This window comes from Micromonospora sp. NPDC023888, from assembly GCF_040639415.1.
Taxonomy (GTDB): Bacteria; Actinomycetota; Actinomycetes; order Mycobacteriales; family Micromonosporaceae; genus Micromonospora.
Genome location: NZ_JBEZZW010000030.1, coordinates 66069 through 88676, shown reverse-complemented (window position 1 = coordinate 88676; position 22608 = coordinate 66069). Strand labels below are relative to the sequence as shown.

The following is a 22608-nucleotide window of genomic DNA, read 5'->3' as shown; positions in this document are numbered from 1 at the left end:
CGCCAGTTGAGGACCACGAAATCACCCGGGGCGACGTCGGTGACGCCCTCGCCCACCTGCTCGACGATGCCCGCCGCCTCGTGGCCGAGCAGGAACGGGTAGTCGTCGTTGATGCCACCCTCGCGGTAGTGCAGGTCGGTGTGGCAGACGCCGCAGGACTGGATCCGGACGATCGCCTCGCCGGGGCCGGGATCGGGCACCACGATGGTGGTCACCTCGACCGGCGCGCCCTTGCTGCGGGAGATGACTCCCCGGACTTCCTGGCTCACTTCGCCTCCTGCTGGTGGTGTGCGGCAGGGCCGGGCGCCGGGTGGGCGGGTGTGCCACGGGCTCGGCGGTGGGCCCCCGGCGAACCTACCGCGACCACCACGGCCAGCCCAGCCGGCCGGACGGGTTATCGCGGGCGGTGCGGGGTACGCGTGCCGCATTCGACCACGGCCACACAGGGAGTGATCATGAAGCTCGCGCACCTGCCGCTCCGGCTCAGCATCGGCGCGTACTTTCTCAACTCGGGTCTGGGCAAGCGGAACCTGGAGGGGGCCGCCGCGGAGGGCATGCACGGGATGGCGGTCGCCGCCATGCCGCAACTCGGCCAGTTGGACCCACCGCGCTTCGCGAAGCTGCTGTCGTACTCGGAGATCGCGCTGGGGGCCGCGCTGCTCGCGCCGATCGTCCCGGCCCCCCTGGTCGGGTTGGGCCTCACCGCGTTCGGCGTGGGCCTCGTGCAGCTCTACCTGAAGACGCCGGGAATGCGGGAGCCCGGCAGCGTCCGACCGACCCAGCAGGGCGCCGGGCTCGCCAAGGACGTCTGGCTGGTCGGTGCCGGACTGACCCTGGTGTTGGAGGGGTTGACCCACGGCCGCCGACGCCAGTGAGTCCAGCCTGAGGAGCGGCGGTGACGCATTCTCGTTCGGTGCGGCCGTTCTACCGGCCGATGCGGCCCCGTCGTCGCGACGAGCCACACCGCTCGGCCACCCCGCTGGAACTCTTCTTCGACCTCTGTTTCGTGGTGGCCGTCGCCCAGGCGGCCAGCAGCCTGCACCACGACGTCGCCGAGGGCCACCTCGGCCACGCCGCGACCAGCTACGCCATGGTGTTCTTCGCGATCTGGTGGTCGTGGGTGAACTTCACCTGGTTCGCCTCGGCGTACGACACCGACGACGACGTCTACCGGATCACCACCCTGGTGCAGATCTCCGGAGCGCTGATCCTGGCCGCCGGAGTGCCACGCGCCTTCGCCGACGGTGACTTCGCCGTCATCACCTACGGGTACGTGGTGATGCGACTGGCCGCCGTCGTGCACTGGACCCGAGCCGCCGCCGGCGACCCCCGGCACCGCGCGGCGGCGACCCGCTACGCGATCGGCGTGACGGTGGTGCAGCTCGGCTGGCTGCTGCGGCTGGTGCTGCCCGGCGGGTGGGGCATCGCGACGTTCGTGCTGCTGGCGCTGGCCGACCTGCTGGTGCCGGCGGTGGCCGAACGTCCCGGCATGACCCCCTGGCACCCCCGGCACATCGCCGAGCGGTACGGGTTGTTCACCCTGATCGTGCTCGGCGAGGCCGTCCTGGCCATCTCGATCGCGATCCAGACCGGGCTCGACGCCGGGGAGCACGGCCTCTGGTCGCTCGCGGCGGCCGGCGCGGTCATCGTGTTCGCGCTCTGGTGGCTCTACTTCGACCGGCCCAACGAGGCGCCCGACCGACTGCCGTACTCCCTGATCTGGGGCTACGGCCACTACCTGATCTTCGCCGCGATCGCCGCGATCGGCGCCGGCCTGGGGGTGTCGGTGGACGTCGAGCGGCACCTCGCGCACGTCTCCGCAAGCACCGCCGGGTACGCGGTGGCCATCCCCATCGCCGTCTTCCTGCTCACGGTCTGGGTGCTGCACGTACGCCGGCAGCAGCACGGCGCGGTGGTCGTCGCCTTTCCCGTCGTCGCGCTGCTGGCGCTGCTCGCGCCGCTCGGGCCGGCCCCGGTGTACGTCCTCGCGGCGCTGCTCGTCGCCCTCGTGACGCTCACCGTGCTGCTGCGCCGCCGCGACGTCGGGCCGAGCGCGGCGGTCGCCGGGGTCAACCCGTCCTGACTCGCCGGCGGGCATCCGGTGCCCGACCCCCGGTGCGGCACCGGGCGCGGCGGCCGCGAGATAGGCAGAATTGCTGCATGCCTCGCCGCCGATGGTTGCTGGCCGATCAGCTCGGGCCGCACTTCCTCGACGACCCCGACCAACAGGTGTTGCTCGTGGAGATCCGGGACCTGTTCCGCCGCCGGCCAATGCACCGACAGAAGGCGCACCTCATCCTGTCCGCGCTGCGCCACCGCGCCGCCGAGCTGGGTGACCGGGCGTTGCTGCTGCGCACCGACACGTTCCGGCAGGCGCTGGCGCAGGTCGGTGAGCCACTGGAGGTGTGCCATCCGCACTCCCGGGCGGCGCTGCGGTTCGCCCGGTCGGTGCCGGGGCTGACCGTGCTGCCAGCGCGCGGCTTCATCACCAGCCAGAGCGACTTCGCCGGCTGGGCGGACCGCGCGCGACGCGGCCCGCTGCGGATGACCGACTTCTACCGGCACGCCCGCCGCCGCCACGACGTGCTGAGCACCGCGACCGGGCCGGGACGCCGACCGCGAGCCGAGAACCGTGCCGTGCCTGTCGCACCACCCCCACCCCCGCCGGTCGTCGAAGACGACATCGACGCGGAGGTCCGCCGCGACCTGGACCGGTGGGCCGCCGACGGGGTGCGGTTCGTCGGCCGCGACGGTCCCCGGCGGCATCCGGCCACCCACACCGAGGCGCAGGCCCGGCTCACGCACTTCCTGACCCACCGGCTACCCGGGTACGGCCGCTACGCCGACGTGATGAGCGGCGCGGACCCGCTGCTCGCGCACTCGATGCTCTCGTCGTCGTTCAACCTGGGGTTGCTGCACCCGGAGCCCGCGGTGCGCGCCGCCGAGCAGGCGTGGCGGGCCGGCACGGCCCCGCGTACGGCGGTGGAGCCGTTCATCCGGGGGCTGCTCGGCTGGCGGGAGTTCCTCTGGCAGCTCTACTGGTACTTCGAGCCGCGCTACCGGGGGGCGAACTGGCTGGCCGCCACCGAGCCGCTGCCGCAGTGGTTCGCCGAGCTGGACGCCGACGCGGTGGAGGCCCGCTGCCTGGCCGACGTCCTCGCCACCGTCCGGGATCGGGCCTGGACGCACCACACGCCCCGGCTGCTGGTGCTGGCGAACTACGCGTTGCAACGCGGCTGGCGTCCCACCGAGGTGGCGGACTGGTTCCAGCGCTGCTTCGTCGACGGCACCGACTGGGTGATGAACGCGACGGTGATCGGCATGAGCCAGTACGCCGACCTGGCCCGGGTGGACACCCGCCCGTACGCGGTGGACGGCACCGACATCGACGAGATCAGCGACTACTGCGCCGGCTGCCGCTACACGCCGGAGCGGGCGCTCGGCGACCTGGCCTGCCCGTACACCGGGGGTTTCGAGAGTTTCCTGCACCGCAACCGGGTGCGGCTGACGACCGATGCGCGCCTCGCCGCCGAGCTGGCCCGCCGCGACGAGCCGGAGCACCGCGAGGCGGTGCTGGCCCAGGAGGAGAAGCGGGGCAGCACACCGCCGTGACCGCGTCGCCGGGTCAGGCCACCTCGCGGGCCGGGTCGACGTCGCCGGTGCGTTGCGCCGGCACCGCGGGGGTGGGTGCCGCCGGCCGGACGACGCCCCGGTTCAGGCCGGCGACCAGCAGCCGGTTGTACGAGCCCGGCAGGACCCGGGCCAGCAGGTCCGGCAGCTTCGCCGACCAGCCGATCAGCACCCGACCCCGCCGCCGCTCGACGCCGCGCAGGATCACCTCCGCGGCGCGGCTCGGTGCGATGGTGAGCAGTTTCTCGAACTGCGCCCGGCCGGCCGCGTACTCCTCGGGTGAGACGCCACTGCCGATCCGGGCGTTCTCGGTGATCCGGGTGCGGATCCCGCCGGGATGCACCGAGGTCACCCCGATGCCGTCGTCGACCAGCTCGTGGCGCAGCGCCTCGGTGAAGCCGCGCACCGCGAACTTGCTCGCCGAGTACGCGGTCTGCCCGGCCGGCGCGATCAGCCCGAACAGGCTGGAGACGTTTACCAGGTGCGCGCCCGACTCGGCCTTGAGCGTCGGCAGCAGTGCGTGGGTGAGCTGCACCACGGCCCGGAAGTTGACCTCGATCACCCAGCTGAACTCGTCGAACGTCACCTGGTCGAACCGGCCGCCGAGGCCGACGCCGGCGTTGTTCACCAGCAGCCGTACGCGCGGGTGCCGGTTGCCGATCTCGGCGGCCACCCGGGTGGTGGCGGTGGCGTCGGCGAGGTCCACCAGGTACGTGTGCACCTGGCGCGCCGGGTGCTCGGCGCGGATCGCGGTGGCGACCGCGTCCAGCCGCTCGGCGTCGCGGTCCAGCAGGACCAGGTCGGTGCCCCGGTCGGCGAGCGCGTGCGCCAGCGCCTCGCCGATGCCACTGGCCGCCCCGGTGACCACTGCTGTCGCGCCGGTGAAGTCGAATCTCCGCACGGTCGGTGCTCCTCCGCTGACGGTTACCGGCGAGCAGCCGGACGGGTCGGGACGGGACGCCGGGTGGGCGCGGGCGTCGCGGTGGCACGGGAGAACCGCACACCCTCGTCGGTGAGTCGCCCGTACCGCATCAGCAGCACGTCGCGGGCGTAGTTCTGATGCAGCCGCCAGGGTGCGCGCACACCCTGCCGGGGCAGCGCGCCGACACTGCGCAGCACGTAGGAGGAACGCAGGTCGATCAACGGGACGCGCCCGTCGTCGGCGGGTGGGAGCGGGGTGACGACCTGCTGGCCGGTGCGGTCCAGGTGGCGCAGCAACCGGCAGACGTACCCGGCGACCAGGTCGGCCTTGAGCGTCCACGACGCGTTGGTGTAGCCGAGGGTCAGCGCGAAGTTCGGCACCCCGGACACCATCATGCCCTTGTAGGCCACGGTGCTCGCGAGGTCGACCTCGGTGCCGTCCACGCGCACTGTCAGGCCACCGAGGGCGAGCAGGTTGAGCCCGGTCGCGGTGACCACGATGTCGGCGGGCACCTCCGCACCGGAGGTCAACCGGACACCGCGCGCGGTGAAGGTGTCGATGGTGTCGGTCACCACCGACGCCCTGCCCTCGCGCACGGCGGTGAACAGGTCGCCGTCGGGTGCCACGCAGAGCCGCTGGTCCCACGGGTCGTAACGGGGCGAGAAGTGCCTGTCGACGTCGTAGCCCGCCGGGAGCCGGCCGGTCGCGGCCCGGCGCAGCGACCGCTTCACCAGGCCGGGGGCACGCCGGCTGAGCTGGAAGGTGACGGTGGACAGCAGCACGTTCTTCCACCGCACCACCGGGTACGCGGCGGTCGCCGGCAGCCAGCGCCGCAGCGCGTCGGCCAGCCGGTCACGCGAGGGCAGCGCCAGGACGTACGTCGGTGAGCGCTGGAGCATTGTCACGTGGGCGGCCCGCTGCGCCATGGCCGGCACCAGGGTGACCGCTGTGGCGCCACTGCCGATCACCACCACCCGCCTGCCGGTGTGGTCGAGGTCGTCGGGCCAGTGCTGCGGGTGCGCCAGCCGCCCGGCGTACGCGTCGACGCCGGGCAGGGCCGGGGTGTAGCCCTCGTCGTAGCGGTAGTAGCCGGTGCAGGCGAACAGGAACGAGCAGGTCAGCACCACCGACTCGGCGGTGTCGGTGCGCTGCGCGTGCACCGTCCAGCGGGCCGTGCCGCTGTCCCAGTCGGCGCGCACCACCCGGTGCCGGAAGCGGATGTGCCGCTGCACGTCGTACTCCCGGGCGGTCTCCCGCACGTACTCCCGGATGGTGGCGCCGTCGGCGATGGCCTTCGGGTCGGTCCACGGCTTGAACGAGTAGCCGAGGGTGAACATGTCCGAGTCGGACCGGATGCCCGGGTAGCGGAACAGGTCCCAGGTGCCGCCGACGGCGTCGCGCGCCTCCAGCACCGCGTACGTCTTGTCGGGGCAGTCGCGGCGCAGGTGGCAGGCCGCGCCGATGCCGGACAGGCCGGCGCCGATGATCAGCACGTCGACGTGCTCGGAGGCCATCGCGTTCCTCCATCCGGGGCGGTGGGCGGACACTAACACCGCGACCACCGCCCCACCATGGTCCTGCGTCAGTCCCCCACCCGGGTGGACGTCATGATCCAGTTGGTCTCCCAGGTCTGCTCGCCGTCGACGGAGAACGCCTGCTCCCAGCGGGCCGTGGTCGCGCTGATGTCCGACCAGATGAACCGGCACCGCACCGGTCGGCCCTCGTGCTGGTCGTCGGCGTAGAAGCGGCCCACCCCGTCGACGAAGCGGCCCACCATCGGCGGCAGCCCCAGCACGCCGTCGACGCTGCTCATCCAGTAGATCGACCACTCCTGCCGGGCCGGGTCGAAGATCCGGACGGTGGCGCCCGCGGAGCCCTTGGTCGGGAAGGTGATCTCGTCGAAGTTGCCGCCACCACCGAAGAAGCTGTGCGCGACCGACACCCCGGGAAACTCCTCCCACTCGTCGGAGCCCACCAGCCGCTTGCGCAGCCGCCGGTTCACCACGTTCCAGGTGCCCACATAGAAGTCGAAGTCGCCCATCAGCGGCCCACCGGCCCTTCTGCTCGCGTGTCGTTGAGATATCCAGTCAGGTCGGGGGCCTCCGGCGCAAGCACGTGCCGAACCCAGGCGGCCCGCTCGTGCTCCAGCACCGCCAACTCCCACACACACCCGATCGCAGGTCGACGCACCTTCACGAAGTGGGTCGGGTCCTCGTCCGGGCAGTCCAACGCCGGCTGCCCGGCCGCGGCGACCCGGACCTCCACCGCGTTGTCCCACACCCAGGTGTACGCGAGGAGGTACGCGCCGCTGTCCGCGCCCCGGTGCAGCACCACCCAACCGGCGGCCGGGGTGCTGTCGTCGACGATGTCGACGAGCAGCAACGGCAGCTGGTCGTACGCGGCCTTCTCCACCTCCGGTTCGATCGGCTGCTCCGGCTGGTCGATGTGGTAGCGCTTGAACTGCCGGCCGCTCACCGACACCGGTCCGGGCGTGCGCAGTTCCTTGTCGCGAAATGCCATGCCGGGACGGTAGGACCGGTCCCCTGACAACTAGTGTCAGTGAAGTGCGGGCTTCTCGACTTCTCTCCATGATCCTCCTGCTCCAGCAGCACGGTCGGCTGACCGCCGCGCAGCTCGCCGAGCGGCTGACCGTCTCCCCGCGCACGATCTACCGGGACGTGGAGTCGCTGCACGCCGCGGGCATCCCGCTCTACGGAGAGGCCGGGCACGCCGGCGGCTACCACCTGGTCGACGGCTGGCGGACCCGGCTGACCGGGCTCACCACCGAGGAGGCCGACCGGTTGTTCCTGGCCGGGTTGCCTGGCCCGGCCGGCGAGCTGGGCTACGGCGACGTGGTGGCCGCGCTGCAACTCAAGCTGCACGCCGCACTCCCCGCTCCCCTGCGCGACCGGGCGACCCAGCTCCAGCAGCGCTTCCACCTGGACACTCCCGGCTGGTACGCCGACGGCGACGCCTCCCCCGAGCTGTCCCGCACCGCGGAGGCGGTCTGGCAGCAGCACCGCGTCGAGGTGCGCTACCGCGGGTGGAACGGCGAGGTGACCCGGGTGCTGGAGCCGTACGGCCTGGTGCTCAAGGGCGGCCGCTGGTACGTGGTGGCCGACCAGCCCGGCCGAGGCGCCCCAGCGACCTACCGGGTCAACCAGATCCTCGCGCTGACTCCGCTGGCGCAGCAGTTCGTCCGACCGGCCGACTTCGACCTGCCGGCCTGGTGGCAGGCGCACGTGGTGCAGTTCCGGGCCCGCCTGCACCGCGACGAGGCCACCGTCCGGCTCTCCCCCGCCGGCCGGCAACGGCTGCGCGAGATCGGCAGCGATCCGGTGGTGACCGCGATGGACGCCAGCGCCCAGCCGCCGGACGCGCGGGGCTGGGTGACAGCGGTGCTGCCGATCGAGTCACTCACCCACGCCCACGGCGAGCTGCTGCGCCTCGGTGCCGACGTCGAGGTGCTGACCCCGGTCGCGCTGCGCGAACGCCTGGCCGCCACCGCCGCCGGGCTCGCCGCGCTCTACGCGCCCGACTGACCAACGCCTGGTCATCCACAGTGGAAGGGCCGGGGGCATCGACTGTCGGCACGGTGTGCCACCCTGGGACGGTCATCAGCGGTCACCGGAGGTGAGGGCCACGTTACGGTTACGCGCACTGGTCGCCGTCCCCGGCAGCGGCCCGGTGACCCTCGACGTCCCCGCCGGCACCCTCGCCGCCCTGGTGGCACCACCCCGGTTCGGCACGGCGGTCGCCCGGGTGCTGGCCGGGCTCGCCGCCCCGGTGACCGGTCGCATCCTGGTCGGCGACCGGGACGTCACGCCCCTGCCGCCGCCGCGCCGGCAGATCGGCTACGTGCCCGCCGGCGGCGCGCTGCTCCCGCAGCTCACCGTCCGCCGCAACATCGAATACGGCCAGCGCAAACGTGAACGGGTGCACGCGGTGGCCGACGACTGGACGGCCACGGTGGTCGACCGGCTGGAGTTGGCGCTCACCCTCACCCTGCTGCCGCACCAGATCTCCGCCGCCCAGCGGTTCCGGGTGGCGCTCGCCCGGGCGGCGGCCTGCCTGCCCGAGGTGCTCGTGATCGACCTGCCGGCCGGTTCGGCGGGCGACAGCCGCCTCGGTGACCTGATGCCCCGGCTCTCCCCACCGGACGCCCCCGGGGTGGCGGTGCTGGTCTGCACCTCCGACCCGACCACCCTGGCCGAGATTCCGCTGCGGCACGAGCTGGTCACCGAGCCGAGCGAGGCGACGTGACGACACCCACCGTCCGAGCCAGTCGTCGTACGCTGCTGCGCGCCGCTGCCGCAGGTGTCACCGCCCTGGCCGCCGGCTGCTCGGGCGGGACCCGGTCGGTGCAGGTCGCGGTGGTCTGGAGCACCAGCGAGTTGGACCGGTTCCGGGAGGTCCTGGCCCACTACCCGGCCCCGGTCCAGGTGGTCAGCGCCGGAAACGACATCGACGCGTTCCTGCGGGCCCGGCACCTCGCCGGCACCAGCCCGGACGTGGCGATCCTGCCCCGGCCCGGTCTCGTCACCGAGTACGCCCAACGGGGTTGGCTGAGCCCGGTGCGTCCGTCCGCCGAGTACGCCGTGCCCGACGGCCTGGGCGACCTGCTCACCGCCGAGGGCCGGCGCTACGGCGTCTGGGTGAAGGCGGCACACAAGTCGCTGGTCTGGCACCTGCCGTCGGTGCTGCCGCGCCAGCCGGCCAACTGGGACGAGCTGGTCGAGCTGACCCGTCGGCTCGGTGGGCTCGCCCGACGCACCGGCGGTCCGGCGCCGCTGGCCCTCGGCGCCGCCGACGGCTGGGTGCTGACGGACTGGTTCGAGAACGTCCTGGCCGACGTGGCACCCGACAGCTACGACACCCTCGCCGGGCCGGACGCCGACTGGCAGAGCAGGCCGGTACGCGACGCCCTGGACCGGCTCGCCGAGCTGTGGAGCATCGACGGCGCGTTCCTCGGCGGTGGCCGCCGCGCCCTGCTCACCCAGTACGAGGAGTCGGTGATCCAGGTGGTGCACACCCGTCGGGCGGTGCTGCTCGTCGGGGCCGACTTCACCGCCGACGTCGTCGGCCCGTTCCAGCGCGGCCCGGAGGCACCGACCACCTTCCGTTTCCCGGGCGCCCAGCCGGGCGGCGGGCCGCTGATCGTCGGCGGGGACGCGGCCGTGGCGTTCGCCGACGCCCGAGGTGGGGTCGAGCTGGTCGAGTGGCTGACCAGGGCCGACTCGTTCCAGCCCTGGGTGCGCGCCGGCGGCTACCTGTCGCCCAACACCAACGTGTCGATCACCAGCTACCCCGATCAGGTCGGCCAGCGGCTGGCCCGGGAGATGCGCGAGCCCGGCACGCTGCGTTTCGATCTCTCCGACCAGTTGCCCGGCGCGTTCACCGGCTCGGACGGCGTCGGCATCTGGCGGATCATGCAGGGCTTCTTCGCCGACGTCACCGACGGGGTCCGCGCCGACGAGGCGGTTCGCCGCGCCACCGGTCAGCTCGCCGCGGCGGCCCGCAACGCCGGTGGCGGCCGATGAGCCAGGTGCGGGTCCTCGGCGAGCTGGCGGTCCTCGACGACGTCGGGCCACCCCGGCGGGGCCGGGCATATCCGGCGGCGGGAGCGACGTCGGCGCTGCTGCTGCCCGCCGCGGTGCTGCTCGGTGGGCTGGTGCTGTGGCCGGTGCTGCGGACCCTGCACGCCAGCGTCACCACCGACGGTCGCTGGGTCGGTGCGGCGCACTTCCGTACCGCGCTCTCCGCCCCGGACACCGGCGCGGTGGTCGGCCGTACCTTCCTCTGGGCGCTGCTGGTCCCGGCGGTGGTGACGGCACTGGGATACCTGCTGGCCGCCGCGTCCCGCCGGTCGCAGGAGGGCGGCCTGGTCCGGTTGATCCTCCTGGTGCCGGTGGCGTTGCCACTTGTCGTCACCGGGGTGACCTTCCGGCTCATGTACGACCCGGACCCGAGCCGAGGGCTGGCCACCCTGGTCGCGGCCCGGCTGACCGGCCGATCGGCCGACGACGCGCCGCAGTTGCTCGGGCCGGGGCTGGTCACCGTCGCCCTGATGTCGGCGTTCGTGTGGGCCTGGGTGGGTCTGGCCGTGCTGGTCTTCCGGTCCGCGTTGGACGCGGTGCCGCCGAGTCTCGCCGACGCGGTCCGCGCCTACGGCGGAGGGCGCCGACACGTGCTGTGGGACGCGCAGTGGCGGCCACTGCTGCTGCGCACGACCGCTGTGGTCTTCGCGTTGGTGGCGGTCGGCACCAGCCGCACGTTCGACCTGATCCTGGTGATGACGCCCGGGTCGGTCCGCGACGAGGCGTCCGTGCTCGCGTTGCGGATCTGGCAGACCTCGGGTGGCACCACCAACGGCGAGGGCGCCGCGCTCGGCGTGGTGTGGTTGGTGGCGGTGATCGGCGGGATCATGGTGGCCGCGCTCTTCGTCCGGCAGGCCTGGCCTCCGCCGCGCGTCGAGACGGCCCCGGAGCCCGGTCCCGTCACCCCACCCCGGCGGGTGTTCCGGCTGCTCGCGGCGGGCGCCGCGATCGCCTGGCTGGTGCCGTTGGCGGTGCTCGTGGCCACCTCGGCGCACGGGCGGGTGGACGCCGCCGCGCGCGGCTGGTGGTCGGCGCCGCCGAATGGTCAGTCCTACCGCGACCTGGTCACCGGCGAGGAGCTGTGGCAGACCCTGGGCTTCACGCTGCTCCTGGCCACCGCCGTGACCGCCATCGTGCTGGTGGTCGCGCTGCTGGCGGCGTACCCGCTGGCCTGGTTGACCGGGCCGGCCGCGCAGGCCACCGGGCTGCTGTTGCTGGCGGCCAGCGTGGTGCCGATCCAGGTCATCGCCGGGCCGGTCAACGAGGTGCTGGGTCTGGTCTTCTCCTCCGGGACGGCCCAGGGGCTGGCGCTCGTGCACATCGCGCTGGGCGTGCCGTTCGCGGTGCTGGTCCTGCGCAACGCGTTCGCCGACCTGCCCGTCGAGCAGGTCCGCGACGCCCGGCTGGGCGGGCGACGGTGGTGGCACACGCTGCGCCGGCTGGCCCGGCACAACCTGTCCGCGGTGGTGGCGGTCTCCGTGCTGGAGTTCGTCCAGGTCTGGAACGACCTGGTGGTGGGTCGGCTGTTCGGCGGGCCGGGGGCCTCGCCGCTCGGTCCGTTCCTGGCCGAGCAGACCCGCAGCTTCGTCAGCAACAGCGGCGCGCTGGCCGCCAGCTCGGTGCTCGCCTCGGTGCTGCCGGTCGTGCTTGTGGTGCTCTCCCGGCGGCACCTGGTCGCCGGGCTCGTCTCCGGCGGTGTCCGGTGACCGGGCCGGGCGGCGCCCGCCGCGGCCCGCGCTGGCCCGCGCTCGTCGGGATCGGCGGGGTGGTCGGCGGCGTCCTCGCCAACGTGATCATCAACCTGACCAGCAACCTGCTCTCCGACCTGACGACCAGGGTCCTCGGCCCGGCGAGCATCGTCGTGACAGTCGTCGGCGTCGTCGTCGCCTTCGTGGGCTTCGTGATGCGCCGCCGCCGAGCCGCCCAGGAGGTCGACCCCGAACCGACAGATGTGCTCGCGACGCCGGTCCCCGGCACGCCGACCCTGCCCTACACGGCCGAGTTCACCGGTCGCGACGAGCACGTCGCGGCGATCCTCGGGCTGCTCGCCCGGGAGCACGCGGTGGCGGTCCTGGGCCGGCGCGCGGTCGGCACCTCGGCGTGCGCGGTGCAGGCCGCGAACCAGTGCCGGGACGACTTCCCGGACGGTCAGTACTATCTCGACCTGCGACGCGGCGGTCGACCCAGCACGGCCCGGCAGGTGCTCACCGCCCTGGCCCGGATCCTGGGCACCGCGCCGCCGGTCTCCGGTGGGCCGGACGCGCTCGCGGCCGCCGCCGACGCGCTGCGCGGCCAGCTCGACGGCCGCAGGATCCTGCTCGTGCTGGACAACGTCGACCGTCCCGACCAGGTCCGCCCCCTGCTGCCGCCCACCGCGCGCACCTGCCGCCTGCTGCTCGCCGGCGGCCCGGCGCTGGCCGGGCTCGACGGTGTGGTCGCACACTGGATCGCCGAGCCGGGCACATCCGAGGCGGTCGAGCTCTTCGCCGTCGCGGGTGGGGCCGCGCCCGGCGCCCGGGTCCGCCGGGCCGACCCCCGCACCGACCCGGCGGTACGCGAGATCGTCGACCTCTGCGGGCGGCAGCCACGCACCGTCCGCGCGCTCGGTTACCGCACCGCGCAGCACGGCTGGCGACACTCCGACGTGCTGGACGCGCTGCGCCGCTCCGTGCAGACGCCGCCCCACCAGCGGCTCGCCGTCTCGCCGGCCGCCCGCCTGGTCACCGAACGGGACACCGCGTACCGGGCGTTGACCCGCGAGGCCCGGCGGTTGTACCGGGTGATGTCGCTGATCCCCGCCCCGGTGGACCGACCGACGATCGCCGCGCTCGCCGGCCGGCACCCCGAGCGGGTGACCGCGCTGCTCGACCAGTTGGCCGCCGCGGCGTTCGTGGTGGGCGCACCCGGGGACCGCTACGAGGTCCGCCCGCTGTTGGCCGGCAGCGCCCGACTGCACCTGCTCGACGCCGATCCGGCGCGGGCGCGGGTGGCCGCGCAGGCCCGCCTGACCCGGCACCTGGCGCGCCGGGCCGAACGGCACGCGGCCAACCTGGCCGCGCTCGGTGCCCCACCGGACCGGGAATGGTCGCTTCCGCTGGACGACGACCCGTACGGCTGGTTCGACCTGCACCAGGAGCTGCTGCTCGCGGTGGTGCGGGTGCCGGCCGGCGCGGCCGAGACGTTGCCCCGCCGGGTGCGCCGGTGGTGGTTCCGGCTGGCCGTGGCGCTGTGCGGGTGGCTGGCGCACGTGGAGCGGCTCGACGAGTGGGAGCAGGTCTGCCGCACCGTGCTGGCCACCCCGACCGCCGACGACCGACCGGAGATCGCCGGGTGGGCGCACAACGAGCTGGGTGTGCTGCGCCGACGCCGACACGACCCGCAGGGTGCGGCGGCGGCGCTCACCCTCGCGGTGAACGAACGCGGTCGCCGGGGCACCGCGCAGGCCCGGATGAACCTCGGCCTGGCCCTGCTCGACCTGGGCCAGCTCGACGACGCGGTGGAACACCTCGAAATGTCCCGTCGGCACCGCTCCGGAGCCGACCGGGCCGGGCACGCCCTCACCGACCTGGGCCTCGGCGCGGCACAACTGGCCCGGGGCGAACCGGACACCGCGCACCACCACCTGGTACGGGCGGCGAACACGTTCCGGGCGGTCGGTGACGCGCGGGGGTACGCGGCGGCGCTCACCAACCTGGTGCTGGTGCACGCGGCACTTGGCGAACACCTGGACGCCGCACAGGCGTGGCGTGCCGCCCTGCGCGAGTACGAGTCGGTGAACGACCCGACCAGCCGGGCGACGGCACTGCTCAACGCCGGGGCGACGCTGCTGAGCAGCACCCCGGGGCAGGCGCGGACGGCGTACGAGCTGCTGGCGGAGAGCCGCCGGCTGCGCGAGGAGACCCGGCCCAGCGCGGGGCTGGCCCGCACGTTGCTCTACCTGGGTGACGCCTGCGCCGCGCTGGGCGACCGGGCCGACGCGCGGCGGCACTGGGCGGACGCGGCGACGGTGGCCGAGGAGGTCGCCGACGAGCAGGGGCTGGCCGCCGCCGACGCCCGGTTGGAGAACGACGCCGCCGACCGCGTGACGTAGGTCGCTCAGGTTGGTCGGTGGCCCGCGTCTGGGAGACTCTGTGGTCGTGGATGCGCTCTCGGTACGGGGACTTAGCCGCAACTTCGGCGACCTGGTCGTGCTCGACGACGTGAGTTTCACGCTCCCGGCGGGCCGGATCGCGGTGGTGCTGGGCCCCAACGGCAGCGGCAAGACCACCCTGCTGCGCTGTGTGGTGGGCGCGGACCGGCCGGACGCGGGCGAGGTGCTGGTGCAGGGCCGCCGGGCCGACGAGACCGACCCGCAGATCCGGGCGCTGGTGGCGGCGGCACTGGACGACATCGACTTCTTCCCGGACCTGTCCGTGGTCGAGCACCTGGAGCTGGTCGCGTACGCCCACGGGAGCAACGCCGAGCCGGTCGAGGAGGTTCTCGCCGAGTTGGGTCTGGAGCCGGCCCGCGACCAACTGCCGGTGACCCTGTCCAGCGGGCAGCGCCGCCGGTTGGCGCTGGCCTCGTGTTTCGTCCGGCCACGCCGGGTGCTGATCCTGGACGAGCCGGAGCAGCGCCTCGACGTACGCGGGCGACAGTGGCTGGCCGAGCGGCTGTTGCGGGAACGTGACGCCGGCACGGCCGTGCTGCTGGCCTCGCACGACCCGGAACTGATCGACGCGGTGGTCGACGAGCGCATCGAGATCGGCCGGTGAGCGCCCCGCCGGTCACCGTCGCCGACACGCCGACCGGGGTGCCCACCGCCCGGCAGGTGCGTACCCACCTGCGCCGGGCCCGCAGCCGGCACCACGATCACTCCCTGGGCGACGTGCTGGGCGACGCGTACGTCATCGTCCTGTTCACGGGCATGTACGGGTGGTTCGCGATCAGCGCCAGCCGCGACCTGCTGGATTCCCCCACGGTCGGGCAGGCGGAGCCGGGGGTGCGCTGGTGGCTGGCGCTCGCCGCGCTGCTGGCCGGCGCCGGCCTGGTCTGGCGTGGCCTGCGCGCGCTCGGCCCGTTGCTCGTCACCCCGGCCACGCAGAGCTGGGCGACAAGCGCACCGGTCGACCGGCGGGCGTGGCTGGCGCCGCGGTTCGGCATGCTGCTGGTCGGTGCCGCGGTGGGCACCGCCGCCCTCGGGTTGGCCGTGGCGGCGCTCGGCGGGGTCACCGATCCGGCGCCGCTGGGCTGGGCGGCCGCGGCCGGCGCGGGGTGGGGTGCGGCGGCGCTGGCACTCAGCGTCGTCGCCCAGAGCAGCCGGGCGGGGCGGCGGTGGCCGGTGGTGGCCGGCGCGGCGCCGATGGTGGCCGCGGCCGTCCTCACCGCCGGGGTGGTGTTCCTCGGTTACGTCGGTGACGGGCTGCCCCGGCCGGCGACGACGCCGACCGTCGCGCTGTTCGCCCTCGCGGTGCCCCTCGCGGGCCTGGGCACGATCCGCGCGGTGCGGGCGTTGCCCCGCGTCGACCGGGCCACGTTGACCACCGGCGCGCAGTTCGCCAACGCAGCCGCCACGGCCACGATCCTGCTCGACCCGAGCCTGCTCGCCGGCCTGGTGGAGAGCCGGCGGTGGCGTCGGATCGGCCGGGTCCGCAGCAGCCGGTTCCTGCGCGGCCCCGGCTGGTGGGCGTTCCTGCAGGCTGACGTGCGCCGGTTACGCCGGCATCCGAGCGCGCTGCTGCTCTGGGCGACGCTGATCGGTGTGCAGTACGCTGCGGCGCTCGCCCTGCCCGGGTTGGCCGGGGCCGCGCAGGTGGTGTTCGCGTACCTCGCCGCGAACCGGCTGACCGGTGGTCTGCGGTCGATCAGCCGGTCACCCGGGTTGCGCCGGGCACTGGGCGGCAGCGACGCCCTGCTGCGCGGGATCCACCTGGTGGTGCCCGCCGTCGGCGCGGGACTGTGGTGGTTGCTGACCCTGCCGACCGTTGAGCCGGGGCCGTCCTGGCTGGCGCCGACGCTGGCGCTGGGCGTGGTGGCCGCCGCGTTCCGGGCCGGCACCCGCCCGCCGATCAACTACGGTGGCGCGACTGTCAACACGCCGTTCGGCATGATCCCGGTCGACCTGATGCGCCAGGGTTCACGCGGGCCGGCGCTGCTGGCCGGGCTGGTGCTGCTGCAACTGTTCCTGGGCTGACCACCTGTCGGTCGGGTGCCGGGTCAGCCGGGCCGCCCACGGCGACGGAGAACGGCGGCGATCACGGCGACGCCGTCCTCGATCTCGGTCGTCGTGCGGGCCGCGTAGCCGAGCACGAGGCCCGGCCGGTACGGCCGCTGGCAGTGCCAGGACAGCGGTTGCACCTTCACCCCACGCGCCAGCGTCGCCGCCGCCAGGTCGGTGTCGACGACGGCGTCGTCCAGCGTGATCATCAGGTGCAGGCCGGCGGCGGCGCCGTGCACCGTCGCCGACGGCAACTCGCGGGCCAGCGCGGCGATCATGGCGTCCCGCCGGCGGATGTGTCGGCGGCGTAGCAGCCGTAGATGCCGCTCGAAGGCGCCGGAGGTCAGCAACTCCGCCAGCACCAGTTGCGGCAGCACGGCGTTGCCCAGGTCGGCGTTGCGCTTCGCGGCCACCACGGCCTCGCGCAGTCGCGGCGGCACGAGCAGCCAGCCGACCCGCAGGGCGGGGGCCAGCAGTTTGGAGACGCTGCCGGCGTAGCAGACCTGCTCGGGCAGCAGGCCCCGCAGCGCCGGCACCGGAGAACGGTCGTAGCGGTGCTCGGCGTCGTAGTCGTCCTCGATGATCAGACCGCCGGCTCGCGCCCAGGCGACGAGTTGGCGGCGGCGGTCACCGTCGAGCACCACGCCGGTCGGGAACTGGTGTGCGGGGGTGAGCATCACGGCCGGTACGCCGCTGGCCGCCAACTCGTCGACGCGCAGCCCGGCGTCGTCGACGGTGATCGGCGGGGTGTCCATCCGCCAGTTGTTCAGGTGCTGCCGCACCCCGAGCGAACCCGGGTCCTCGACCCCGATCCGGTCGACGCCGGCCGCGGTGAGTGCCTGGGCGAGCAGCCCGAGCGCCTGGGAGACGCCGGCCACGATGATCACCTCGACGGGGTCGACGCTGATGCCGCGGTTGCGGGCCAACCAGGCGGCGACGGCCTGTCGCAGCGCCGGGGCGCCGCACGGGTCGCCGTAGCCGAGGTCGGCCGCGGCGAGGCGACGCAGCACGGCCCGTTCGGCGCGCAGCCAGTCCGCGCGGGGAAAGGCGGTCAGGTCGGGTACGCCGGGCGACAGGTCGATTGACGCGTGCGCCGCGCGTACCGCCTCGAAGATGTCGCTGCTCGGTGCCGGCGGGAAGGTCGCGACCGGTGCCGGCGCGGCGGCCGGGGCGGGTGTGGGCGCGGCCGGCGCGCCGACGACAACCGTTCCGGCCCGGCCCCGACCGAAGATGTGCCCCTCCTCGGCGAGGCGCTGGTACGCCTCGGTGACCACGCCCCGGGAGACACCGAGGTCGGCGGCGAGCACCCGGGTGGGGGGCAACCGTTGGCCGACCGGCACCCGCCCTTCGGCGATGGCCTGCCGCAGCCGGTCGGTCAGCCAGTCGGTGCGCCCGCCCGGCGGCGCGTCCGTGACGGTCAGGTGCAGGAAGTCGGACCCGGCCGATATGGACCCCTTGGAGGCCGTCGCTTTGGCTCTGCCCATCGGACCATTGTGGCAGCAGAGTGAGGAGGAGCCAGACCCGTCAACTCCGTCGGAGGACGATCGTGACCATCCCGTTCCTGGTCACCACGCTGATCGTGGTGGTCACCCCCGGCACCGGGGTGTTCTTCACCCTCTCCGCCGGGCTGTCCCGGGGCGCCCGAGCCGGCGTGCTTGCCGCGTTCGCGTGCACGCTCGGCACGCTGCCGCACCTGCTGGCCGCGATGACCGGGCTGGCCGCGCTGTTGCAGACCAGCGCCGTGGCGTTCGACGTCGTCCGGTACCTCGGGGTCGGTTACCTGCTCTACCTGGCCTGGTCCACGGCACGCGACCGCAACGCCTTCACGGCGACGACCGACGCCGCGCCCCGCTCGGCGACCCGGGTGATCGTCTCCGGCGTGGTGGTCAACCTGCTCAACCCGAAGCCGACGCTGTTCTTCGTCGCGTTCCTGCCCCAGTTCGTCGGCGCCACCACGGTCGGCTCGACCCGGGCGATGCTCACCTGCGGCGGGGTGTTCATGCTGCTCACCTTCGTGGTGTTCAGCGGCTACGGCATCTTCGCGGCCCGGGTGCGGGACCGGGTGCTGACCCGACCCCGCGTGACCGACTGGCTGCGTCGATCCGTCGCCGGCACGTTCGTCGCGCTCGGCGTGACGCTCGCCCTCACCCAACGATAGGAGTGCTGTGCGGTTCGAGCATTCGGCGCGACTGCGCGCCGCGTACCCCGATCTGGTCGCCGGCGTGGTCCACGCGACCGGCATCACCGCCACGGCTGACGTGCAGCGGCGCACGGCCGGCTACCTGGCCGTCGCCCGCACGCGGTTGTCCAGCGGGCCCGAGAGCGGCTTCCCGGAGATCCAGGCGTGGCGGCGGGCGTACGCGGCGATGGGGTTGCGGCCCACCCGGTACCGGTGTGCCGCGGAGGCGCTGCTGCGCCGGCTGCGCCTGGACGGCGAGCTGCCCCGGCTGCACCCGCTTGTCGACCTCTGCAACGCCGTCTCGGCCGCGTACGCCATCCCGATCGCCGCGCTCGACCTGGACCGGATCGACGGTGACCTGGTGGTCCGACCCGCGCGCGGCGACGAGGAGTACCAGACCTTCGCCGGCGACACCGAGCATCCCGACCCGGGCGAGGTGACCTTCGCCGACGCCGCCGGACGGGCACACGCCCGGCGCTGGACGAACCGGCAGAGCGGTTGGTCGGCCGTGCGGGCCGGCACGTCGTCGGTGCTCATCGTCGCCGAGGCGCTGCACGCCGAGGCCGAACCGACGATGACCCGCCTGGTCGCCGCGCTGGTCCGGGAGGTGACCGACGGGTGGTCCGCGCCGACGGCCAGCGCGGTGCTGACCGCCGCCGCGCCGTGTTTCACCGCCCCGACCTCCGACGGCGATGTCGGTCAGGCGGTGTCGCCCGGGACGAGGTGACGGTAACCGGGGATCGTCTCGCCGAACCAGCCGGCGACGCTGGCCAGGCCGCGCTCGTTGAGCTGCGCGTCGTGGATCGGATACGCGGCGGCGGCGCCCACCGCAGCGGCGAACCGGATCGCCTCGTCGAGGCGCAGCCACGACCCCTGGGCCGGGACGAGCAGGGTGTGCACCGGCTCGTCGGGCACGTGCAGCGCGTCACCGGGGTGGTAGAGCCCGTCGCCGATCAGGTAGCCGAGGTTGGGGCAGTCCGGTTGGCCCCCGTGGATGGCGGCGTGCCGGCCGCCGTGCGCGCTGACCTCGATGCCGGCCGCCGTGAAGCGTTGCCCGGCGCGGACCCGGGTCACCGGCAGCGGCGCGAGATCCGGCAGTCGGGCGCCCTCCGGGGCGTACACGGGGACGCCCAGGCCGGCCAGGCGCAGCACGTCCACGTGGTCGGTGTGTTCGTGGGTGACCAGGACGGCGTCCGCGCCGACCAGGGCGCGTGGCTCACTCCACGTCCCCGGGTCGACGACGAGCACCCCGCCGTCGTGCTCGACCCGGACACAGGCGTGCGTGAACCGGGTGATCCGCATCCGGTGACGGTACGCCGACGCACCGACACCCGAGGCGATTGGGTCGGCCCGGCCCGGGTAGTTCGGCAGCATGCCCCAGCGATACCCGAACTACCCCAGGATCGCCGTCGTCACCGGCGCGGACTCCGGCATCGGCAAGGCCTGCGCGGTCGCCCTGGCCGAGGCCGGCTTCGACATCGGCATCACCTGGTACGGCGACCCCGACGGTGCCGAACGGACCGCCGCCGAGGTCCGCGCGACCGGACGGCGGTGCGAGGTCGCCGAGGTGGACCTGACCCGGCTGCCGGACGCGGCGGCCGTGGTGGACGAGCTGGCCGACCGGCTCGGCGGCCTCGGTGTGTTGGTCAACAACGCCGGCACCGGGGCCTCGACACCGTTCGTCGACACCGGCTGGGAGCAGTGGCGCGAGGTGCTCGCCGTCGACCTGGACGCGCCCTTCCTGTGTGCGCAGCGGGCCGCGCGACGGATGCGGGCCACCGGCGCCGGCGGCCGGATCATCAACATCACGAGCGTGCACGAGCACGCCCCCAGGGTGGGCTCCGCCGCGTACTGCGCCGCCAAGGGTGGGCTCGGCCTGCTGACCAGGGTCATGGCCCAGGAGTTGGCCGCCGACGGGATCACCGTCAACGCGGTCGCCCCGGGTGAGATCGCCACACCGATGACCGGCCAGGAGGACGTCGACCCGTTCACCCAGGATCGGCCCGGCGTACCGGTGGGCAGGCCGGGCGACGCTCGCGAGGTCGCCGCCGTGGTCGCGTTGCTCGCCTCCCCCGCCGCCAGCTACGTCACCGGGGCGTCCTGGCCGGTCGACGGCGGCATGCTGCTGATGGGACCCCAGGCCAACTCGTTGACAAGCGACGACTGGCGTTCGGTCTGAGCGCCGGTCAGCGCCGTTCGCCCGCGGCCGTCCGCAGGATGTAGAGGAACTGCGCGGCGAACGCCGCCAGCGCCGCCACCACCCCGGCCGGGATCGCGAACACGTGCCCGGCCCCGGCGAGGCCGGTCAGCAGGGCGACCCCGAGCCCGATCAGCAACGCGTTGACCGCGCCGACGAGCGCGGCAGTGGTGAGCAGGAACTCCCAGCGCCCACGCTCGATGCCCACCAGGGACCAGGCCGACCGCATGCTGCCCTCGTCCGTCGCGGCGTCGGCGAAGAAGTCGTGCTGGCCGGCGAACCGGTGGTGGTAGTACGCGCGGATGCGTTGGATCCGCCACAGGTCCAACGAGTTCTCCACTGTCGTCTCGACCAGCCGTAGGAAGGTCAGCAGCCCGATGACCACCAGGGTCGGCAACACCGCGCCCAGGTAGGGCGGGACCAGCTTGTCGTTGCTCGCCACGAAGCCCAGCCCGATCAGGGCGGCCGACAGGACGGACAGGTAGATGGTGGCCCGGCCGGTGGATTCGGCGATGGTGCCGGAACGGGCAGTCTCCAACGCGTAGTGCTCGGTGGTCAGGGCGGTCAACAACGCCTGCTCGCGTTCGCTCTCGTTCATCCGACCCCACCGTCCGCAGTCGCACGACCCCGTTACCGTCACCCTATGAGCGGTGGTGACGGTCCGGTCGGCGAAACCGCCCGCCCCGTTCGGGGCAGCGAACGGCAAAGCCGGCACGTATCCTCCGCATTCTGGTGATTTGTGGGCGGCGGCGGGCCGGCCGAGGACGGAAGGGGACCGGATGCCCGAGTGGGCTGGTCGGGGCGGGCGGCAACGACGCGCCTTCGTCGTCGGTGGGGCCCTGCTCGGGGTCGCCGTCGTCATGCTGGTGGGCGCCTGGCGCAGCACCGGCTTCCTGAGCGACCTGCTGCTCAACCTCGGTGCCAGCGTCGTGCTCGCGGCCATCTCGTACGTCATCTTCGACCCGCTGTTCGAGGAGGCCCGCAAAGCGCGGGTGCAGGAGCACCTGAGCTTCGACCAGCAGGCGTTCGTGACCCGGCTGCGCCGCTGCGGCCGCCGGGTGCGCATCCTCGACACCTGGACGATCCTGCTGGAGCAGCGGCACCGCGAGGAGACCCTGAGCGCGATCCGCACGGCGCTCGCCAACGGCGCCCAAGTGCAGCTCCTCCTGCTCGATCCGGACTGCACCGCCGCGCAGCAACGCTCCGAGGAGCTGGAACGGCAACGGGTCGACGTGCCCCGGCAGATCCGCACCAACCTGCGCCACCTGGCCGCCTTCACCGACGCCCTCGACTCCCGGCTACGTCAGCGCCTGCAGGTCCGGCTCTACGACGCGTCCCCGTCGATCCAGCTCTACCAGTGGGACGGGCGGGCGTTGATCTCGTTCTTCCCGATCGGGAAGCTGTCGTTCAACGTCCCTCAGCTCGAGGTGGACATGGACAGCCCGTGGGGCGGGTTCGTGCACGCCCGGTTCGAGGAGCTGTGGGAGCACGAACAGGCCACCCTCAACCTGGAGCGGTACTGGTCGGTCATGGTCACGCTGCGCCACGACGACTCGGACGTGGTCGAGGTGCGCGTGCCGTACGTGACGGTCGAGGGGCAGCACTACGTCGACTGCCGTGGGTTCCGGGTGACCGGGCAGTTGACAGCGCGCGCCATGCTGCCGCCCCGCGCGCCCGGGGCGTCCCCCGCGGTGTTCGCGCTGGCGGAGCCCGCCGACGGGGACCACACGCCCGCCGACGTCGTGAAACGGCACTTCGACCAGAAGTACGGGCACGACGACGGGGAGCGGGCGATCTACCGGTTGGTGGCGCCGCCGGGCACCTCCCGTCCGCCGGCACCTCGCCCGGCGGCGGCCGGCGACACGCACGGACGGTGACCCCCGGCCC

Annotated in this window: 22 protein-coding genes; 14 read left to right on the top strand and 8 right to left on the bottom strand. The window is 73.8% G+C overall.

Annotated features, from left to right (window positions below; translation table 11 throughout):
- A partial coding sequence (locus AB0F61_RS24620; RefSeq protein ID WP_357813723.1) for an alcohol dehydrogenase catalytic domain-containing protein occupies positions 1-269 on the bottom strand: 269 nt, incomplete at its 3' end.
- 186 nt (positions 270-455) lie between these two features.
- Between AB0F61_RS24620 and AB0F61_RS24615 the strand changes: the two genes are divergently transcribed.
- From AB0F61_RS24615 to AB0F61_RS24605, 3 genes are all read left to right on the top strand, one after another.
- Positions 456-875 (top strand): hypothetical protein, encoded by a 420-nt coding sequence (locus AB0F61_RS24615; RefSeq protein WP_357813721.1) that lies wholly within the window; start codon positions 456-458, stop codon positions 873-875.
- Positions 876-895: 20 nt separating this feature from the next.
- Complete coding sequence (locus tag AB0F61_RS24610; RefSeq protein ID WP_357813718.1) at positions 896-2083, top strand: low temperature requirement protein A; 1188 nt, start codon at positions 896-898, stop codon at positions 2081-2083.
- A 77-nt stretch (positions 2084-2160) separates the two neighbouring features.
- Complete coding sequence (locus tag AB0F61_RS24605) at positions 2161-3612, top strand: cryptochrome/photolyase family protein (protein ID WP_357813716.1); 1452 nt, start codon at positions 2161-2163, stop codon at positions 3610-3612.
- 13 nt (positions 3613-3625) lie between these two features.
- On the opposite strand, the gene AB0F61_RS24600 is transcribed toward AB0F61_RS24605, so the two are convergent.
- The 4 genes from AB0F61_RS24600 to AB0F61_RS24585 all read right to left on the bottom strand — a co-directional run bounded on the left by AB0F61_RS24600 (position 3626) and on the right by AB0F61_RS24585 (position 7072).
- Positions 3626-4531, bottom strand: a complete 906-nt coding sequence (locus AB0F61_RS24600; RefSeq protein WP_357813712.1) for an SDR family NAD(P)-dependent oxidoreductase — start codon at positions 4529-4531, stop codon at positions 3626-3628.
- Between the two features lie 23 nt (positions 4532-4554).
- Entirely contained in the window at positions 4555-6066 is a 1512-nt protein-coding gene (locus AB0F61_RS24595; RefSeq protein WP_357813710.1) for an NAD(P)/FAD-dependent oxidoreductase, read from the bottom strand.
- 68 nt (positions 6067-6134) lie between these two features.
- Complete coding sequence (locus AB0F61_RS24590; protein ID WP_357813707.1) at positions 6135-6593, bottom strand: hypothetical protein; 459 nt, start codon at positions 6591-6593, stop codon at positions 6135-6137.
- Positions 6593-7072: a hypothetical protein gene (locus tag AB0F61_RS24585; RefSeq protein WP_357813704.1), complete on the bottom strand. Its 480-nt coding sequence runs from the start codon at positions 7070-7072 to the stop codon at positions 6593-6595. The genes AB0F61_RS24590 and AB0F61_RS24585 overlap by 1 nt, the downstream gene beginning before the upstream one ends.
- Between AB0F61_RS24585 and AB0F61_RS24580 the strand changes: the two genes are divergently transcribed.
- The 7 genes from AB0F61_RS24580 (at position 7066) to AB0F61_RS24550 (ending at position 16321) form a co-directional block, all read left to right on the top strand.
- Positions 7066-8094, top strand: a complete 1029-nt coding sequence (locus AB0F61_RS24580) for a YafY family protein (RefSeq protein ID WP_357813701.1) — start codon at positions 7066-7068, stop codon at positions 8092-8094. The genes AB0F61_RS24585 and AB0F61_RS24580 overlap by 7 nt on opposite strands.
- A gap of 91 nt (positions 8095-8185) precedes the next feature.
- Positions 8186-8815 (top strand): ATP-binding cassette domain-containing protein, encoded by a 630-nt coding sequence (locus tag AB0F61_RS24575; protein ID WP_357813698.1) that lies wholly within the window; start codon positions 8186-8188, stop codon positions 8813-8815.
- Positions 8812-10092: an extracellular solute-binding protein gene (locus AB0F61_RS24570; RefSeq protein ID WP_357813695.1), complete on the top strand. Its 1281-nt coding sequence runs from the start codon at positions 8812-8814 to the stop codon at positions 10090-10092. The genes AB0F61_RS24575 and AB0F61_RS24570 overlap by 4 nt, the downstream gene beginning before the upstream one ends.
- Positions 10089-11855: an ABC transporter permease subunit gene (locus tag AB0F61_RS24565; protein WP_357813692.1), complete on the top strand. Its 1767-nt coding sequence runs from the start codon at positions 10089-10091 to the stop codon at positions 11853-11855. The genes AB0F61_RS24570 and AB0F61_RS24565 overlap by 4 nt, the downstream gene beginning before the upstream one ends.
- Complete coding sequence (locus AB0F61_RS24560; RefSeq protein WP_357813689.1) at positions 11852-14239, top strand: tetratricopeptide repeat protein; 2388 nt, start codon at positions 11852-11854, stop codon at positions 14237-14239. The genes AB0F61_RS24565 and AB0F61_RS24560 overlap by 4 nt, the downstream gene beginning before the upstream one ends.
- Positions 14240-14285: 46 nt before the next feature.
- On the top strand, positions 14286-14903 hold the full coding sequence (locus AB0F61_RS24555) for an ABC transporter ATP-binding protein (protein WP_357813686.1): 618 nt from the start codon (positions 14286-14288) through the stop codon (positions 14901-14903).
- The gene (locus AB0F61_RS24550) at positions 14900-16321 is read left to right on the top strand and encodes a DUF6297 family protein (protein ID WP_357813683.1); all 1422 of its coding nucleotides are present in this window, start codon (positions 14900-14902) and stop codon (positions 16319-16321) included. The genes AB0F61_RS24555 and AB0F61_RS24550 overlap by 4 nt, the downstream gene beginning before the upstream one ends.
- Positions 16322-16344: 23 nt before the next feature.
- Here the strand turns inward: AB0F61_RS24550 and AB0F61_RS24545 are convergent, their stop codons facing one another.
- Positions 16345-17829 (bottom strand): PLP-dependent aminotransferase family protein, encoded by a 1485-nt coding sequence (locus AB0F61_RS24545; RefSeq protein WP_357813681.1) that lies wholly within the window; start codon positions 17827-17829, stop codon positions 16345-16347.
- Positions 17830-17891: 62 nt separating this feature from the next.
- Between AB0F61_RS24545 and AB0F61_RS24540 the strand changes: the two genes are divergently transcribed.
- Together AB0F61_RS24540 and AB0F61_RS24535 are read left to right on the top strand one after the other, a co-directional pair.
- Positions 17892-18503, top strand: a complete 612-nt coding sequence (locus AB0F61_RS24540; RefSeq protein WP_357813678.1) for a LysE family translocator — start codon at positions 17892-17894, stop codon at positions 18501-18503.
- Positions 18504-18510: 7 nt separating this feature from the next.
- Positions 18511-19251, top strand: coding sequence for a phenylalanine--tRNA ligase beta subunit-related protein (locus AB0F61_RS24535; RefSeq protein ID WP_357813676.1), 741 nt, complete (start codon positions 18511-18513; stop codon positions 19249-19251).
- Here AB0F61_RS24535 and AB0F61_RS24530 read toward each other — a convergent pair.
- On the bottom strand, positions 19224-19826 hold the full coding sequence (locus AB0F61_RS24530; protein ID WP_357813673.1) for an MBL fold metallo-hydrolase: 603 nt from the start codon (positions 19824-19826) through the stop codon (positions 19224-19226). The genes AB0F61_RS24535 and AB0F61_RS24530 overlap by 28 nt on opposite strands.
- A 70-nt stretch (positions 19827-19896) precedes the next feature.
- On the opposite strand from AB0F61_RS24530, the gene AB0F61_RS24525 reads away from it, so the two are divergent.
- Positions 19897-20703: an SDR family oxidoreductase gene (locus AB0F61_RS24525; protein WP_357813669.1), complete on the top strand. Its 807-nt coding sequence runs from the start codon at positions 19897-19899 to the stop codon at positions 20701-20703.
- A gap of 7 nt (positions 20704-20710) precedes the next feature.
- On the opposite strand, the gene AB0F61_RS24520 is transcribed toward AB0F61_RS24525, so the two are convergent.
- Positions 20711-21319: a hypothetical protein gene (locus AB0F61_RS24520; RefSeq protein WP_357813667.1), complete on the bottom strand. Its 609-nt coding sequence runs from the start codon at positions 21317-21319 to the stop codon at positions 20711-20713.
- Positions 21320-21500: 181 nt separating this feature from the next.
- On the opposite strand from AB0F61_RS24520, the gene AB0F61_RS24515 reads away from it, so the two are divergent.
- Positions 21501-22598, top strand: coding sequence for a DUF5919 domain-containing protein (locus AB0F61_RS24515; RefSeq protein WP_357813664.1), 1098 nt, complete (start codon positions 21501-21503; stop codon positions 22596-22598).
- The last annotated feature ends 10 nt before the right edge of the window (positions 22599-22608 follow it).